The 16,589-nt window shown below is 46.6% G+C and carries 17 protein-coding genes; 1 reads left to right on the top strand and 16 read right to left on the bottom strand.

What is annotated here, in order from left to right; genetic code table 11:
- Positions 1 to 306: 306 nt before the first annotated feature.
- The 4 genes from NZ043_RS09545 to pth all read right to left on the bottom strand — a co-directional run bounded on the left by NZ043_RS09545 (position 307) and on the right by pth (position 6,128).
- Positions 307 to 1,455, bottom strand: coding sequence for a peptidylprolyl isomerase (locus NZ043_RS09545; protein WP_091039108.1), 1,149 nt, complete (start codon positions 1,453 to 1,455; stop codon positions 307 to 309).
- On the bottom strand, positions 1,439 to 4,966 hold the full coding sequence (mfd, locus tag NZ043_RS09540) for a transcription-repair coupling factor (protein WP_339311598.1): 3,528 nt from the start codon (positions 4,964 to 4,966) through the stop codon (positions 1,439 to 1,441). Before mfd ends, NZ043_RS09545 begins: the two co-directional genes overlap by 17 nt.
- Before the next feature lie 272 nt (positions 4,967 to 5,238).
- Positions 5,239 to 5,469, bottom strand: coding sequence for an anti-sigma-F factor Fin family protein (locus tag NZ043_RS09535; RefSeq protein WP_017691368.1), 231 nt, complete (start codon positions 5,467 to 5,469; stop codon positions 5,239 to 5,241).
- Between the two features lie 98 nt (positions 5,470 to 5,567).
- Positions 5,568 to 6,128: an aminoacyl-tRNA hydrolase gene (pth, locus tag NZ043_RS09530; RefSeq protein ID WP_091039104.1), complete on the bottom strand. Its 561-nt coding sequence runs from the start codon at positions 6,126 to 6,128 to the stop codon at positions 5,568 to 5,570.
- Positions 6,129 to 6,267: 139 nt separating this feature from the next.
- Here pth and NZ043_RS09525 point away from each other — a divergent pair, with 139 nt between their 5' ends.
- Positions 6,268 to 6,468, top strand: a complete 201-nt coding sequence (locus tag NZ043_RS09525) for a hypothetical protein (protein WP_024633712.1) — start codon at positions 6,268 to 6,270, stop codon at positions 6,466 to 6,468.
- 300 nt (positions 6,469 to 6,768) lie between these two features.
- Here NZ043_RS09525 and NZ043_RS09520 read toward each other — a convergent pair whose 3' ends face one another.
- The 12 genes from NZ043_RS09520 to NZ043_RS09465 form a co-directional block, all read right to left on the bottom strand.
- A complete protein-coding gene (locus NZ043_RS09520; protein WP_017691370.1) occupies positions 6,769 to 7,722 on the bottom strand; it encodes a ribose-phosphate diphosphokinase in 954 nt (317 codons plus the stop codon).
- Positions 7,723 to 7,823: 101 nt separating this feature from the next.
- Entirely contained in the window at positions 7,824 to 9,224 is a 1,401-nt protein-coding gene (glmU, locus tag NZ043_RS09515; RefSeq protein WP_091039102.1) for a bifunctional UDP-N-acetylglucosamine diphosphorylase/glucosamine-1-phosphate N-acetyltransferase GlmU, read from the bottom strand.
- A gap of 68 nt (positions 9,225 to 9,292) precedes the next feature.
- Positions 9,293 to 9,487, bottom strand: coding sequence for a hypothetical protein (locus NZ043_RS09510; RefSeq protein ID WP_133387509.1), 195 nt, complete (start codon positions 9,485 to 9,487; stop codon positions 9,293 to 9,295).
- 83 nt (positions 9,488 to 9,570) lie between these two features.
- A complete protein-coding gene (gene spoVG, locus NZ043_RS09505) occupies positions 9,571 to 9,855 on the bottom strand; it encodes a septation regulator SpoVG (protein ID WP_017691372.1) in 285 nt (94 codons plus the stop codon).
- Positions 9,856 to 10,043: 188 nt separating this feature from the next.
- Positions 10,044 to 10,871, bottom strand: a complete 828-nt coding sequence (purR, locus tag NZ043_RS09500; protein ID WP_017691373.1) for a pur operon repressor — start codon at positions 10,869 to 10,871, stop codon at positions 10,044 to 10,046.
- 97 nt (positions 10,872 to 10,968) lie between these two features.
- On the bottom strand, positions 10,969 to 11,823 hold the full coding sequence (ispE, locus tag NZ043_RS09495; RefSeq protein ID WP_133387510.1) for a 4-(cytidine 5'-diphospho)-2-C-methyl-D-erythritol kinase: 855 nt from the start codon (positions 11,821 to 11,823) through the stop codon (positions 10,969 to 10,971).
- 149 nt (positions 11,824 to 11,972) lie between these two features.
- A complete protein-coding gene (locus tag NZ043_RS09490; protein ID WP_017691375.1) occupies positions 11,973 to 12,149 on the bottom strand; it encodes a small, acid-soluble spore protein, alpha/beta type in 177 nt (58 codons plus the stop codon).
- A 260-nt stretch (positions 12,150 to 12,409) separates the two neighbouring features.
- Positions 12,410 to 12,685, bottom strand: a complete 276-nt coding sequence (locus tag NZ043_RS09485) for a Veg family protein (RefSeq protein WP_017691376.1) — start codon at positions 12,683 to 12,685, stop codon at positions 12,410 to 12,412.
- Positions 12,686 to 12,838: 153 nt separating this feature from the next.
- Entirely contained in the window at positions 12,839 to 13,735 is an 897-nt protein-coding gene (gene yabG / locus NZ043_RS09480) for a sporulation peptidase YabG (protein ID WP_017691377.1), read from the bottom strand.
- A 59-nt stretch (positions 13,736 to 13,794) separates the two neighbouring features.
- Positions 13,795 to 14,697, bottom strand: coding sequence for a 16S rRNA (adenine(1518)-N(6)/adenine(1519)-N(6))-dimethyltransferase RsmA (gene rsmA / locus NZ043_RS09475; RefSeq protein WP_276324014.1), 903 nt, complete (start codon positions 14,695 to 14,697; stop codon positions 13,795 to 13,797).
- 4 nt (positions 14,698 to 14,701) lie between these two features.
- A complete protein-coding gene (gene rnmV / locus NZ043_RS09470) occupies positions 14,702 to 15,247 on the bottom strand; it encodes a ribonuclease M5 (protein ID WP_017691379.1) in 546 nt (181 codons plus the stop codon).
- 155 nt (positions 15,248 to 15,402) lie between these two features.
- Positions 15,403 to 16,587 carry a 3D domain-containing protein gene (locus tag NZ043_RS09465; RefSeq protein WP_091039099.1) on the bottom strand — a complete coding sequence of 395 codons (1,185 nt, stop codon included), beginning with the start codon at positions 16,585 to 16,587 and terminating at the stop codon, positions 15,403 to 15,405.
- Between the last annotated feature and the right edge of the window lie 2 nt (positions 16,588 to 16,589).

The following is a 16,589-nucleotide window of genomic DNA, read 5'->3' as shown; positions in this document are numbered from 1 at the left end:
AGAAGATTTTTCAACTACTGTTCCTTAATGGGTAGAGGAAAGTCCCAGAACGTTTAGTGTGATATCTTGACCATAGTATTCATCTGTTCCCATTTCCTTATACATGCTTCGGAGAATATAGTTGTGTAACTTTCGAAGAAGGCGACCATGTACCCATACGACTTGAATATATAAAAGAAGAAGCAAGAAGGAGGTCCTAAGTCCTCCCCTTGCTTCTCTGTATGGTTGTCCATATTTACGTAGTACAAGGCATTCATTCGGGCGAATTTAACCCTAAACGTATGCTAACACAGCAATTTTACCAACTTACTTGCTGCTTGTACCTTCATCTGTAGTTGCATCTTTGTCTGTTCCAGTCGTACCTTGGTCAGTCTTGGTATCCGTACCTGTGGAGTCATCCGTTTTTGGTTCGGTTGTTTTCTCTCCTTCAGTTCCTGTACCCGTAGTACCTTCAGTTGTACCTTCTTCAGCTTTTTCTGTTTTTGGCAGTTTAACTTCTTTTACGATTTTATCCAATTCATTTTGCATGAACGTATCGATTTCAGCTGCAGCCAATTGGCTCTTCAGACTTTCTTTTTGTTCAGCCGTCAATTTGGCAAAGTCAGCTTCTGTACGAGCTTCCACTTTCATGACGTGGTAACCGTACTCTGTCTCTACTGGATCACTGATTTTGTTCAGTGGCAACGTTTTTGCAGCTTCCTTAAATGCCTCTACCCAGCTACCTACAGGTGTATTTTCATACAATCCACCCTTTTCAGCAGAACCTGGATCTTCGGAATATTTTTTTGCAATTTCAGCAAAATCAGCTCCGCCATCCAACTTGGTTTTTACTTCTTTTGCAATTTTAAGTGCATCTTCTTTTTTACGCTCTTTTTGCGTTTTTGGATCTGTGAAGTTAATCAGCACGTGACGAACGGAAGCCGTTGTGAACTGATCTTTGTTTTTCTCAAACTCTGCCTTGATTGCATCGTCCGTAACGCCTGTTTCTTTATCTTTGATTACTGTCATGATCCGAGTCATGTAGTTTTTAATGTTATCGTCTGTCAGGTTCTGAGCTTTGAGCATTTCTGTCCATTGATCTGCCTGAACAGAAGCTTTCATTTTATCGAATTGCTCAGTTGCCGCTTTTGTACCGGCTGTTTTGGCATCTTCGCTTGCTTTGCCACTCAGATATTCATAAGCAACTTCCTGTTTCACCAGATACTCTTTGAAATCGTCCATATCCATCATTTGTGCATACTCCGGATAGAGGAATTTCATGACACGTTGCTCCATGTCGAATTCATTGGCTGTAATAGTACCACCATCATACGTAGCGACTACAGCACTTGTATCCGTCGATTCCGGTGTTTTTGCTTCTTCCTTCTTGCCACATGCAGCAAGCAGTGATAAGGATAGTACTGCGACCATGCTCACAGACAGTACTTTTCCTACTTTTTTATACTTTGGTAACATCCTTTAGTTCCCCCTTTGATTTAAAAGCAGTTTTCATGGACTCCAGAATTTTCTCTACCAGCTCCATCAGTTGCTTATCCCCAAGCCCCTTGCCTTTAGCGTGAATCAGCATATGGGGTCCTTGTTCAAATTGTACACGTCTTTCGAACTGATTTCCAATGTGCGCGATTTTCGAGAGTTCAAAGGCATGTTCACGCCCTTCATAGAACTTCACGGTAATGTCTTCACCACGTTGGGAAATGGACTCAATACCGTAGATTTTGCCGTATACTTTCATCCGCGCAACAGCCAGCAAGTTAATGACGGCTTCCGGAAGATCACCGAACCGGTCAACCAATTCGTCTTCCAACTCCATCGCATCGTCGAAGGATGCAATGACCGCCACTTTTTTGTAGATCTCAATCTTCTGAATACTGTCATAGATATAATCGGACGGCAAGTAGGCATCGATACTGAGATCCAGCGTTGTGTTCCACTGGTCGGAAGGTACCGGCTCCTCGCCAAGCATCGTAACTTTGCGTTTGTTGATCTCCTCCGCGAGCATCTGGGAATACAGATCAAACCCGACGGAAGCGATGAAACCATGCTGCTCCGCTCCTAGCAGATTTCCCGCACCACGAATCGACAAGTCACGCATGGCGATTTTGAATCCTGAACCCAGTTCGGTGAATTCTTTAATTGATTGCAGACGTTTCTCAGCAACTTCAGTAAGGACTTTATCCCGTTGGTACGTAAAATAGGCATACGCAATACGGTTGGAACGACCCACACGTCCGCGCAGCTGATACAGCTGGGAGAGTCCCATTTTATCCGCATCATGTACGATCAATGTATTTACGTTCGGAATATCTACCCCGGTCTCGATGATACTTGTGCTCACAAGCACGTCATATTCACCATCCAGGAAGTCCAGAATCGTTTTCTCCAGCTCTGTTTCCGACATCTGACCATGTCCCACACCAACCTTGGCTTCAGGCACAAGCTCAGAAATTTCGGCAGCCATCTCCTGAATTCCCTGAACACGGTTGTAGAGGTAATACACTTGCCCACCACGGGCAAGCTCACGCTCAATCGCTTCACGAACAAGCGCTTGGCTGTGTTCAACCACATAGGTCTGCACCGGGAAACGATTCTCTGGTGGAGTCTCGATAACGGACAGATCACGCACACCCAGCATGGACATATGAAGCGTACGTGGAATCGGCGTTGCCGTCAGTGTCAGCACGTCCACATTGGTTTTCAGCTTCTTCAGTTTTTCCTTATGGGTTACACCGAAGCGCTGTTCTTCATCAACAATGAGCAGTCCCAGGTCCTTGAACACCAGATCCTGCGACAGCAATCGATGCGTCCCGATGACAATATCCACTGTGCCTGCCTTGATGCCTTTGGCTGTTTCATTCTGCTCTTTACGGGAGCGGAACCGGCTAAGCACATGAATGTTGAACGGATAACCGGAGAAGCGCTCACGGAACGTCTCAAAATGCTGCTGTGCCAAAATGGTTGTTGGCACGAGTACAGCCACCTGTTTGCCTTCAATAGCTGCTTTAAATGCAGCCCGAATAGCCACCTCGGTTTTGCCGTAACCAACATCCCCACACAATAAACGATCCATTGGACGGTTTTGTTCCATGTCCTTCTTGATTTCTTCGATCGCACGCACCTGATCACGTGTCTCATCATAAGGGAACATGTCCTCAAACTCTTGCTGCTCCGCAGAATCCTTGTCGAATCCAAACCCTTTGGAGGTCTGACGCTCTGCATACAGCTTAATCAGATCATCAGCAATATCCTGTACGGATGTGCGGACTTTATTTTTAACCCGTGTCCACTCATTGCCGCCCAGCTTGTATATTTTCGGTTCTTTTTCTTCGGAACCAACATATTTCTGAATCAGATCGATCTGCTCAATAGGTACAGACAGTTTGTCTCCACCCGCATAGAGAATATGCATGTAGTCCTTATGAATACCGCCAACCTCGAGGGTGCCAATTCCCAGGTACTTACCAATCCCGTGGTTCTGGTGAACGACATAATCGCCCACTTTTAGCTCGCTATAGGATTTGATCCGTTCAGCATTGTCTACATTCCGAATCGGTTTGCGTACTTTACGCTGTTTTTGCGAGAACATCTCGCCCTCGGTCACGACAGCCAAATGAATGGACGGCATTTCAAATCCCGTTTGCAAGTTACCAATCATCATCTCTGGCTCTGGAATATCATAGTCCATCAGTACCCGGCGCATCCGCTCGAGTCGCTCCTCACCGTTCGCCAGCATGAGCACTTGAACTCCGGCCTTCTGCCAGCGCTCCATCTCTGCCTTCAGAACATTCATCTGTCCATGGAAATCCTGCATGCCACGACTGATGAAGTTCAGAATGTTCTGTGGTTGGGTATGTGGAACCTGACGCAAAAAGATCGACATAAACAGCGTCTGGAATGGACGCTCATACAACAGTTCATCACCGTCTGCGGATAATGGAAGATCCGGAAGTGTTTTTCCGTTTTGCATCAGATGCAGATTCCACTCCGATTCATCACGGTCCAGCTGTTTGGATGTCTCCGATAGTCTGGCAGGTTCATCAAGGACCAGCAGGGTATCTTCTGGCATATAGTCGTAAATCGTTTTATTCTCCGGATAGAGCGGAGAGATATATTTATACATTTCAGAGAAATACACGTGCTCCCGCAAAAGCTCAATCTCCCGGTGAATTTCTTCACGAAGACGCAGCTTCGCCTGCCGGTCCGACATTTTCTCCAGCTGTTGTTCGAGCAAAAGAGCAGCCGCATCGGCAGCCTTTTCCATCCGCTCACGATCTGCAATTAATTCCTTGCATGGCAAAACCGTAATCTCTTCAATCCGTTCAATTGAACGCTGATCGGCCGGGTCAAATGTCCGAATGGAATCGATTTCGTCATCAAATAACTCCACTCGATATGCGATCGATGAAGTAACCGGATAGAAATCGATGATACCTCCGCGTACACTCATCTCACCACGAGATTCCACGCGCTCCACACGCTCATATCCGAGCTTTACCATCTCCAGCAGGAAGGAGTCCAGTTGAAGTGTGTTGCCCTGTTTAATCAAAATTCGAGCATTGGCCATCACTTCCGGAAGCGGAACATAACGTCTTACCCCGGAAAAAGGAATAACAACAACGCCCCTGAATCCCTGGGCGCAGCGGACCAACACATCAATACGCTGACCCAATGTTTCCGGGCTGGAAACAGCAGCTTCCGCAGCGACAAGTTCGTTGGCAGGATAGATTAACACCTGATCAGGTGAAAGCGCTTCCTGTAAATCTTCTGCAATTTTTTGAGCTGAAAACATATTATGTGTTACTACGAGCAATGGTCGGTTCATTTCCTGATGCAGAGCAGCCAGCATAATCTGACGCGCGGAGCCGGATAGACCCGAAACCAATTGTTCCTTCATGCCGGACTTGATTCCGGCTGTAATGGACCCGAAGTCCGGATCTTTGGAAAAAGCCTGTATAAGTGCTTGTAACAAAAGGGGCACCTCTCTTATAACTTACTTGATTATCTCACGCATACGCGTAGCATCACTATTAAAATGGATACAAATTCCTTTTTGTCCTGTTTCATCATATCGGATTACTCGCAACATTGCCACATCTGTTGATGCGGCTGAGCCTGATTTCGAGCTAGTCATGGCTTTCATGCCAACTGAAAAGAAGCCTCAGCAGGCTGCCAAGGCTATAAAAGGTGGAGCGTTATTACGCAACCGCCCTCAACTGTCATTCGATCCTGTACGGGCGATGTCTACTGAAGCGGACTCGCGAGCAGGCTAAGCTCCGGATTGTGCTCCAGGGCTTCCTTACAGTAATCACATGTAATCCGAACGGTAATGTCACCACCGGAATTATACGCTATTATATCCCTCCGCTCGTCGGGGGTCAAGAAATGAAAGCCAAGCTCTACTTCCGTTATCCGGGCAGAATCGATTCGTCCAATAAAGGTACGGCAATGCCTACATACGTAATTCACTGACATGTTTATGCCTCCTGAACATGGTTTATACATCCAGTATGTCCAGTATGGCTGAATCGAACCCGTCTTTTATGATCATTTTACCAGTATGTCTTACAAAATTAACCGTTAAACTTCGCCATTGTTTGTTCAAACGTATGAGTCAAGCTATGCTCCAGAGCATCACATGTTTGCTCAATGGTCTGATCCAGGGCTTCCTTTTCTTTCTTCATGAATGTCGACAGTACATAATCAACAATGGCATGTCCTGGTTCAGGCCGGGATATTCCCATGCGTACCCGGTTAAACTGCTGTGTACCGGTATGCTGAATAATGGACTTGATCCCATTATGTCCGCCTGCACTACCTTGGTAACGCAATCTGACTTTGCCAATCTCTGTATCCATGTCGTCGTACACAACAATCAGATCTTCAAGACTAACTTTATAAAAATCCATATATGCTCGAACCGATTCACCAGACAAGTTCATATAGGTCATTGGTTTGATCAGTACGGTTTTCACACCGCCAATATTACCTTCTCCAATCAGCGCCTTACATTTACTCTGTGTGATGGAGATATTATGACGATCAGCCAACCGATCCAGTGCCATAAAACCGATATTATGACGGGTTTTGGCATAGTTCGAGCCTGGATTTCCAAGTCCGACAATCCACTTCATCTTGTTCCCTCCTTCGGATTAGCCTGAGGTGAGGCATAGACTTCGAATCTTATATTTCATATAATATCAGGAAAGTAAAGATCGATTTACTGTAGTATTTACAGTTCATATTTTATCGACCCAGGAAGGTGAGCGGGTTTTGCGCGAAGACAATGGACAACTGACTCAACATAGCGATTTTATCTATCATCTCGAATATCACGTACCTGTACAGGTATACGACCGCGACACCCATATTGAGATTGGTCTAATCACACGTTTCGATAATCAATTCGTCGAAATTGCCGACACGCTTTTTCATCGGCGTCGTTTCCGATTTATCTCCCGCCCCGGGTATTAACCATATAAGATGAACGAACCATTTTACACTGGATCACTGCGCGTGCAGAAACATCTTCCGATCGCTGTTATCCCCAGATTTTTTTGATTCACTTTTCAAAGGGAAAATCCGGTGATAAAGGCGAACGCTTCACTTCTTCAGATCTTTTCTGCCCTCTCCGTTATTGTGTAAAGTAGTAGTTCAAATTATATGGACTGACCAGCGTCTGTTTCACTATTAATAAAAACGGCACGCCGACAGGGGTTACATTTTCCATTGAACCGGAAAACGTAACCCCTCTACTACTTTATGCAGACATCCTTATTCAATTTCAAACAGCTTGCTGATTGACAATTCCTCATGAACCCGGATAATCGCTTCTCCGAGCAAAGGCGCTACAGACAACACTTTGAGTTTGCTTGTCGGATTAGCATGCGTAATTGGAATGGTATCCGTTACGATAACTTCCTTCAATGGTGCATTCTCCAAACGTTCCATCGCAGGTCCGGACAATACCGGGTGAGTACAGCACGCGTATACTTCTTTTACGCCGCCTTCCATCAGAGCATTCGCTCCCAGTACAATCGTTCCCGCCGTGTCAATAATGTCATCGATCAGGATGGCTGTTTTACCCTCGATGTTACCGATAATGTTCATCACTTCGCTCACATTTGGCTCAGGACGACGTTTATCGATAATCGCCAGGGGTGCATTCAGGAAATCAGCCAATTTACGTGCACGCACTACGCCACCGTGGTCAGGCGACACGACAACTGGATTTTCGATCTGTTTCGACCGGAAATATTGAGCCAGAATTGGCACGCCAAGCAAATGGTCGACCGGAATGTCGAAGAATCCCTGGATCTGCATTGCATGCAAGTCCATCGCGATGACACGGGTTGCACCCGCTTTTTCAATCAGGTTAGCAACCAGTTTCGCTGTAATAGGGTCACGCGAACGTGCCTTGCGATCCTGTCTTGCATAGCCATAGTAAGGAATAACGACGTTAATCGTCTTGGCAGATGCCCGTTTGAGTGCATCAATCATAACGAGCATTTCCATCAGGTTATCATTAACCGGCAAGCAAGTGGACTGCACGATATAAACGTGACAACCCCGAACACTCTCGGAGAGTTTCACTTGAATCTCGCCATCACTAAAGCTGGTTGTGTGAGATTCACCCATAGGGATCCCGATATAATCAGCAATTTGATGGGCAAGCTTGGGGTTAGAATTGCAAGTAAATATTTTTAATTTCGAATCAAAATAAGTCATAAAATAAAAACCCTCCGTGCTGGTTCATTGGAATCAATAAGCGTCTGCGACATGTCGGCACCTCCCCGATCTTCGGGAGGCAATCTTGTTATCAAAACCCCTTATTGGGGTTTGGCATTTTGTTTCTTGGCTTTGGCACGTCCGCGAATCTTCTCCGCATAACCAGGTTTATTCTCCTGACGTGGACGAGCAATAGCCAGATCATTCTCGGGAACGGAATGGGTAACGGTGGAGCCAGCAACCACATAAGCGCCTTTTCCTACCGTAATCGGTGCAATCAGATTGACGTTGCTGCCTACAAAAGCATCATCTTCAATCGTTGTCACAGCTTTATTATAACCATCATAATTGACAGTTATTGCCCCGCATCCAACATTTACGTTTTTCCCTACTTTGGCATCTCCGATATAGCTGAGATGAGATACTTTGGAACCTTCATCAATTGTAGCATTTTTCACTTCAACAAAGTCACCAATTTTTACGTTGCGACCCAGTTTAGTCCCTGGACGCAAATTAGCAAATGGACCTACCGTTGCATCAGAACCAACCTCGGCATTGGATACTACCGAATGTTTAATCGTAACTCCGTCCTGAATAATGCTGTCTTCCACATCTGCCTGAGGACCAATATGACATGCTTCACCGATGGAAGTTGTGCCTTTGAGAATCGTCCCCGGATACAAAACTGTATCTGATCCAATCGTAACATCCGCTCCGATATATGTCGATGACGGATCAATGATTGTAACACCGTTCAACATATGGCGTACGGCAAGACGTTCACGCATGAAGGCTTCGGCTTGCGAAAGTGCAAGTCGGTCATTAACCCCGATGGATTCTGCGATGTCATCCGACATGTAAGCTTCAACCACTTCTCCATCATTGCGGAAAATGCCAACTACGTCTGTGAGATAATACTCTCCCTGAGCGTTCTGGTTTGTCACTTTTTCCAAGGCAGCGAACAATTTTGCATTATCAAAACAGTATGTGCCTGTGTTAATCTCATTCACAGCATCTTCCTGCTCTGTGCAATCCTTTTGTTCCACAATCCGTTGTACAGATCCATCTTCTCCGCGAATGACGCGGCCATAACCTTTGGGATTGTCCAACTGAGCCGTAAGAACTGTGGCTGCTGCTCCGCTGCTCTCATGCAGCTTCATCAGACCTTCCAACGTCTCACTGGTCACAAGCGGTGTATCTCCACAGACCACAATTGTAGAACCTGTCTCGCCGCCAAGCAAAGATTTAACCTGCTTCACTGCATGACCTGTACCCAGTTGTTCTGCCTGGAGTGCATACTCTGCTCTGGAACCCAAAAATGACTGCACCGCTTCGGCACCATGACCGACTACAACTACACTGCGTTCAACGCCTGCGCTGAGTGCTGCATCCAGCACATGTCCAACCATAGGTTTACCGCATACGGGATGCAGTACTTTGTACAATTTTGATTTCATTCGTTTTCCTTGCCCTGCGGCAAGAACGATTGCCATTCGTTTCAAAATTAACGACCTCCTGTTCTGAAAATCCCATTGAAATGCATTGCTGATCTATATCCAATGAGTATCGTTCAGCCGGCTTCAAGCCGGTCCTGTTCATCGCCTGCTGTCTCTGTAATCACACGTAACAACGCGGACACCAACGAATCGTGACCTATATGTATACGCCGTGTACCTGCGAGCTTAACCGAATCCCGATGATTCCTAAGATGCCGCCCTGCCACCAAGCGCACGATGCGCTTTTTGTTCTCTGCTAATAAACTCAATACTGAATATATCTTATTCCGGTCAAAAAGAAAAGAGAGCCATAAGACATGGCTCTCTTTTCCTTCGAACCCCAATAATGTTCTCAGGCACCTTCTTCAATGACTTCTTCCTCAGTTGCCGCACGATCGTATTCAGTCAAAACTGCTGCCTGAATCTTCTCACGCGTACCGGAAGAGATCGGGTGGGCGATATCACGGAACTCTCCATCAGGAGTACGCTTGCTCGGCATAGCAACAAACATTCCGTTGTTACCATCAATGACACGAATGTCATGAACGACGAATTCGTTATCGATGGTAATGGATGCGATAGCCTTCATTCTCCCCTCCGAGTTAACACGGCGGAGTCTGACATCCGTAATTTGCATGTGTGTGTTCACCACCTTTTTCCATCAGAACTTGGTGTATAATTCCACACAGCATATACGAACTCCTTCTTTTTATAACCACAAAAATTTCCTAATTTCAGGAATTTTTTTATTTAATACACAATTCGACAACGTTCATGCCAGGTCGATGGAAAAGACCTTTTAACGACATAACATTCGTCATCTTTCTACAGGTCAAAATAGTTGCCAGGCTTGACGGAAATCTGTCTGCTCTTGGCATCAACCGCTGTCAGTTTCGCCAGAGATACGTAATCTGTTAACAGACGTTCTTCTGAATCTACAGAACCAGATTCCACCAGTACCCCTACCCCGGCAACTGTAGCATTAAACTCGGCCAAAAGATCGATCATTCCTTGCACCGTACCCCCGGCCTTCATGAAGTCATCCACAATAAGTACTCTGGAATGCTCACGCATCGCCCTACGAGAGAGGGACATGGTATGCAGACTTTTATGGGACCCGGATACATAATTGATACTTACGGCCGATCCTTCTGTAGCCTGATGGTCCCTGCGTACGAGCACGACAGGCAGGTTGAGCTGGGCTCCGGTCGCATAAGCCAGTGGAATTCCTTTGGTTTCTACCGTCATAACCACATCAATATTCATATTGCCAAAGGCCGTTGCAAAAATCTTGCCGGCTTCATTCATCAATGCGGGCTGACCAAGCAAGTCGGACATGTACAGGTATTCTCCAGGCAAGATCCGATCAGGTTGCGCGAGCTGGGTCGAGAGCCGCTCCGCAAATGCCAGTGCCAATTCTCGGGATACCTTCGGAATCCATCTTACTCCCCCGGCTGCTCCAGCCAGTGTATGCAGTTCTCCTGACCCACCTTCTTCGAACACTTCTTTGATAATCGCCAAATCTTCACTAATTGAAGACTTTGCGGCACCATAACGTTCGGCAAATGTGGTCAACGGAATAACCGTATGCGGTCTGGACAATAAGTATTGCGTCATTTCAACCAGCCTTGCGCTTCGTTTTAACTTCTTCACAGAGATCCATCCTCACGATCACGGAAACATCCAAATCCGAATAATTATTTAAAAATATACCACCTTTATACGTGTTTGTACATTATAAAAGCGAATTTTACGTCAACATACGTACAGCGTACACTTCTTTACAGAAACCACGCAGACCATTATATACCCGGGCAACCTTCGATTCTTTGGAGACCAGCCCAAATACCGTTGGACCGCTACCGGACATTAACACGCCGTCTGCACCCAATCGAATCATGGCATCCTTCAGATGCTGAACTTCCGGATACAGTTTCAACGTTACATCTTCAAGTACATTGCCCATCTGGTTACATACTTCCGTAAATGATTGGCTGCGAATAGCCTGCTCCATTTTAGCCGCACTCGGATGACGAACAATCTTGTCACTGCGGAAACGTCCGTAGACATCGGCTGTAGACACATTGATCGGAGGCTTGGCCAGAATCACCCAGCATTGCGGCGGATTAGGAATGGGAGTTAACTTCTCACCACGGCCCGTAGCGAGTGCAGTCCCTCCTGTGATACAGAATGGAACATCCGACCCGAGTTCAGCTCCAAGCTCCTGCAGTTCGTGATCCGGTATATTCAACCGCCATAGACGGTTCAATCCACGCAGCGCTGCTGCTGCATCACTGCTGCCCCCGGCAAGTCCGGCTGCAACTGGAATCTTTTTATCCAGATGAATATGGACGCCCGTACGCACGTTATAGCGCTCCTTAATGAGTCTGGCTGCCTGGAAAGCCAGATTCTTCTCGTCCAGCGGAATATAACCCGCCTGACTGGAGATGAAAATAGTATCTCGCGGCAGCTCCGACATTTCCAGTCGATCAGCCAGATCGACCATGGTCATGATCATTTCAACTTCATGGAATCCATCGCTTCTTTTATGTAAAACGTCCAGCATCAAATTAATTTTAGCAGGCGCTTTTTCGTAAATTTTCAAGGCGTTCACCCGTCCTCACCTTTTCCCTAAGACAACTTAACATATTATATCAAAATGGGGCTGTCAAGTCATTTCTATTCCGCATCTAAGGGGAAAAAGCGGGGTTGTTCCTGACGGATTTCCCCGCTTTTCAGTCTGCTTGAACCGGATTAAGATTTGCGGGCAGCCTGCTCAGCAAGTTGAATGGCTCTTTTCACCATGTTTCCTGCATCCTTGGCTTTGATTCCACCCCAACCTTCCTGTTGGACCGTATCATAGAAGCCCAGGTCTTTCGCAAGCTCATTCTTCAGATCCTCTGACATGACACTTCTTCTTCTGCGACTCATGAACCATCCTCCTCCAATGTATCTTTCATAATGTGATGAGTTCGTTCACGTTTTGGACATCTTGCCATCAGGCCAAATTCAGTTTCCTGCATTGCTTAAGAAACTGTCCCTTCACCTGTCCATGTAGTATGCCGCGACCGTTCCTCGCTCATTCCTGAGTATGTATGGGTTAGTTTAGAAGATGGACGGGTGATTTTATAGAAAAAGAAAATATAAAAAAGCGATCCGCCTTGTGGGGCGAATCGCCTGTAAATCGATACTTACGTCTCCATATAGGAGCTATGCGTCTGGCTGCCCGGGTCATAAACCATGACTTCCACCGACTCCGTAAGTATATCCGCATAACTATAAGATACTCGCTTGAAGGTTTCTTGCTCCTCATCAAGCTTAACAATAAAAACAGAAGGGTACGTTTCTTCCAATACACCCGTACGCTCAATGGTCTTACGGCGGCCACCATTAGCCCGCAACATAATTTTCTGACCAATATGTGCATCGAGATTGCGTTTGATATCCAACAGCGTGTTTTTAGCCATTGTCGACGACCACCTCTTTTCTTGTCCATTATACCGGATTTTACAGTCATTGTCAAATCAAAACTAATTATTATATCAGCATCAAAAAGTTGTTGTCAATGAATTTTTTTGCAAACAAAAAAAGCCCCAAATTGGGACTTTAAATGGCCTACATCAGACTGCCGACGGGTTCACTTTTAGCGTAGATAAATCATTCAGCCCAGGCAGACCTACCCGGTAACTCCCCCGTGTCTCGACACCACCCACACCCTGGCTACCACTGATGGTATTGTGCAGAACATCACTCATATTGACCGTATCCCGCACAGAGGTGAAGGAGGCCTTGGCTGCCACATAGACCGGGTCAAGTGCATGAATGAGAATTCTGCCTGGAGAACTGGCAAAGTTCGCTCCAGCGCGCAGCAGTGCCTCAAAATGGGACTGACAGGCCCCTGCCACAATAGTGAGGGCGTCCAGATGACGTTCATATTGTCTGGCCACCTGAATGGCCGACACAAAATTTTGCGAGTTCTTATAGCTACCAAGACTATATAAGTCATAGGGCTGACGTGTCTTTAGCACCCCATCATGACCCGTAATGACCACGATATCCGGACGTACTTTGGGTAATAAACGGTATAAGGTATCTGCCATTGCCGATTCATGGACATATTGTCCCTCTGCGGGCACACGAAGTTGCTCATAGAGATCCATACTTTTTTTCAAATAGTTCGGATCTCCATCCAGATGAAGCACCTTTCCAGGCATTTCAAAATAAGCCGGTTCCTGCTGAGCAGACCAATCCTGTACCAGACCTTCCCGATTCCGCTCAGCCTGTTCCATACGATTCTGCTGCAGACGGGACAGGGTCTGATGTGCTTTAATATGCGCCTGTCTGGTCTTGGCGCTTTGTGGTTCGTAGGGAACCTGTATCAAATCGTCCACCGGGGAATCGGCAATCAGCCGGAACTCAGTCCCTTTAATGACCGCAGCATCCAACTGGAGGCCTTCCACCCGAAAAGTCACATCGCCGCCGTATGACTTCCGAACGACCAAGTCTCCGATATTCATCAACGTAATCACCTCTACCCCATCGTATGGGCAAAGACCCGGTTTGGTTCATTCAAATTTTACAGCGCTGCACGTACCCCTGCTTCCCACATTACGGTGCTGAGTGTAGCATACTCTTGCAGACTCAACGTCTCTCCACGTCGGGACGGTTGAATACCTGCCCGCTCCAGCAGAATATCTGCCTGTTCCCGGTTCTCTTTTGTGAAGAAGCGTGCCTTCAGGTTGTTTGAGATTGTTTTTCTCCGCTGGGCAAAAGAAGCCTGTACCACTTCGAAGTAGTGTGCTTCATCCGGAATCTCCACTGGTGGTTGCTCACGCACTTTTAGCTTAATGACAGCTGATTCCACATTAGGTTGCGGAATGAAGACCGTAGGAGGCACAATGCACACAAGCTCCGGCATACTGTAGTACTGAACTGCGATGCTCAGACTGCCGTAGTCTTTTGATCCCGGTGCAGCAGCCATCCGTTCAGCCACTTCTTTTTGGATCATGACAACAATGCTGTCTACCGGCAGCTTCTCTTCCAGCAGTTTCATCATGATTGGAGTCGTTACATAATAAGGCAGGTTAGCCACAACACTGACTTTGTCCACGGATGCAAAATCCGTATTAAACAGCTCAGCCAGATCAAGCTTCAGCACATCCCCATGATGAACACGTACATTCGAATAAGGCTGCATCACTTCTCCTAGGATTGGGATCAAGCGCTGATCAATCTCTACGGCTGTGACAGGACCGGCTACCCGAGCCAGTCGCTCCGTAAGGGCTCCAATACCCGGCCCGATCTCTAACGCGCCCTTGGACTCGTCCAAATCGGCTGCATTAACAATTTTGTTCAGTATATTTTGATCGATCAGAAAGTTCTGACCCAGACTTTTCTTAAATGAGAATCCGTGTCTTTGAATAATCTCTTTCGTTCGCTTGGGCGTTGCAATTTCTATCGTCTCTTCCATATCCTTCATATGCTCACAATCCTTCACGTTCAATTTGCGCTAATGCTGTAGAGAACTCTTCCCGTGTAATCTGAAATACACTGAGACGTTTGTGGAACTGCTTCCCGTTACAATAACCGATGCCCAGCAGATTGCCCATCTCCATGCGACGTGCAGCAGCCTGCGGATGCACAATAAGTCCTGCCGCGATCAGGTCCTCCCAATCGATCAGGCTCGGAGCACCTTCGTATGAAGTATGTACACGCGCCAGAGCATGACGGATCGCCTCCGGTGAGGCATTCTCCACCCCAATGTCACCTTTGCGTGTTGCATCGGCCTCCGGAATGAAGGCATGTTTACAGCCAGGGACCTTATTCGCAATAATTTTACGAATGCGTTCGCCAGCATGATCCGGATCTGTCAGTACAATGACTCCCCGTCTCTCCTGAGCAAGCGCAATCCGCTTCAGAATGCGTTGGTTGATGGCTGATCCACCTGTTTCTATTGTATCGGCTTCAACGGCCCGACGGATAGCTACCGTATCGTCACGGCCTTCCACCACAATGACTTCTTTTATCATGTTCCATTTCTTCCTTTCTAACGCAAAAAGAAGAGGAATATCCTCTTCTCTGCCAAACGGCGGGGGAGACTGAATTCAGACTCCTCCGCCGCATATTCCGCATGAATCATTCATGCAACTATTTTATAGCATTCCCATTTCAAAGTAAAACGATTTTAGTTCGCTTCCGGCTTCACCGGACCGATCACGTAGACCGTCTTGCCTTTTTTACGTCCAAAATTCAGGGCATGCTTCACACTGTCATAATATACATCAATTTTATTGCCTTTGATGGCACCGCCTGTATCTTCCGCACGACGGAATCCCAGACCTTCGATATATACCCACCAGCCAATTGGAATGACTTTGGGATCAACCGCAATGGTGCGCCCTTCCGTTACACGAGTACCGGAAGCTGTTTTAGTACCAATGCCCGGCTCTTCGGAAGAGTAGGCAGTCATGGATACATTTTTAAGTACTTTAGAGTATTTAAAAGAAGTCCCGGATACGGTAATCACTTTGCTGCCCGAGGCAGATGTTTTCTTCGAGTTCGTTGTTGTAGCCTTTTTGGTTGTTGAAGTTTGAGCCGATACGGTCTGAATCTCAGGTTCTTTCACGACCGGTTTTGCTTTGGTGCCGACAGCGATCACTTTATCTACACGATTATTCGCGACAGATTTGCCGACCATTTTTTTGGAGACCAATTCTCCATCCTGAAATACCTTTTCGATATGCTGCACAATTGTGCCTTCTTTGCCGTTCACAACGACACGGTTATCCCCTTTGTACAAGCTAGGGTCAGCCGTTTTAATGACTTTGTAAGCGATCGGTTGCTCTACATCCACTGTACGCTTTGTTACGCGCACTACACGGATCTTCATCTCCGCTTTGATCGCAGTGCCAAGCGCCGGATACACTTTATCATTACTCTCAACTTGAATACCTGATTTTTGAATTGCATCTTCTACCGATGAATCGGTTGTATACAGAGTCTTGGTGTCTCCGTCTGCCGTAATGTTAACTGGAACGGCCCGCTCAATAACGATTCGGTCTCCATCTGTAATCGCCCCATTCATGGACATGGATACCTTATCGTGAGGGCTGACTGTGATCGACTGCTCCTCCAGCATTTCCTGAAGCATTCCTGTACGAGTCTCTACCACCTGAGCCTTGCCATCAATAACCAGTGAAATTTGTTTCCCGGCCTGACCGTAAACGACTAACAAGATCATGATTGTAAGCGCAATTGAGAAAATCGCGATCAATGCCATTTGACGCATGTTCTCATGCTTCCACCGCAACGCGAAAGACTTACTGGATGATCGTGACTCATGGGTCTCTTCTGGTTGGAATGTGCCCACTT

Origin of the sequence: Paenibacillus sp. FSL k6-2145 (assembly GCF_037976585.1) — a bacterium.
GTDB lineage: Bacteria > Bacillota > Bacilli > Paenibacillales > Paenibacillaceae > Paenibacillus.
The sequence above is the reverse complement of the archived record's forward strand: the minus strand, read 5'-3'. Positions and strand labels throughout refer to the sequence as shown.

Coding starts and splice junctions, on each gene's coding strand:
- NZ043_RS09545 (WP_091039108.1), bottom strand. CDS start 1,455: ATGTTACCAAAGTATAAAAAAGTAGGAAAAGTACTGTCTGTGAGCATG.
- NZ043_RS09535 (WP_017691368.1), bottom strand. CDS start 5,469: ATGTCAGTGAATTACGTATGTAGGCATTGCCGTACCTTTATTGGACGA.
- pth (WP_091039104.1), bottom strand. CDS start 6,128: ATGAAGTGGATTGTCGGACTTGGAAATCCAGGCTCGAACTATGCCAAA.
- NZ043_RS09520 (WP_017691370.1), bottom strand. CDS start 7,722: ATGACTTATTTTGATTCGAAATTAAAAATATTTACTTGCAATTCTAAC.
- spoVG (WP_017691372.1), bottom strand. CDS start 9,855: ATGCAAATTACGGATGTCAGACTCCGCCGTGTTAACTCGGAGGGGAGA.
- NZ043_RS09490 (WP_017691375.1), bottom strand. CDS start 12,149: ATGAGTCGCAGAAGAAGAAGTGTCATGTCAGAGGATCTGAAGAATGAG.
- NZ043_RS09485 (WP_017691376.1), bottom strand. CDS start 12,685: ATGGCTAAAAACACGCTGTTGGATATCAAACGCAATCTCGATGCACAT.
- yabG (WP_017691377.1), bottom strand. CDS start 13,735: ATGAATATCGGAGACTTGGTCGTTCGGAAGTCATACGGCGGCGATGTG.
- rsmA (WP_276324014.1), bottom strand. CDS start 14,697: ATGAAGGATATGGAAGAGACGATAGAAATTGCAACGCCCAAGCGAACG.
- rnmV (WP_017691379.1), bottom strand. CDS start 15,247: ATGATAAAAGAAGTCATTGTGGTGGAAGGCCGTGACGATACGGTAGCT.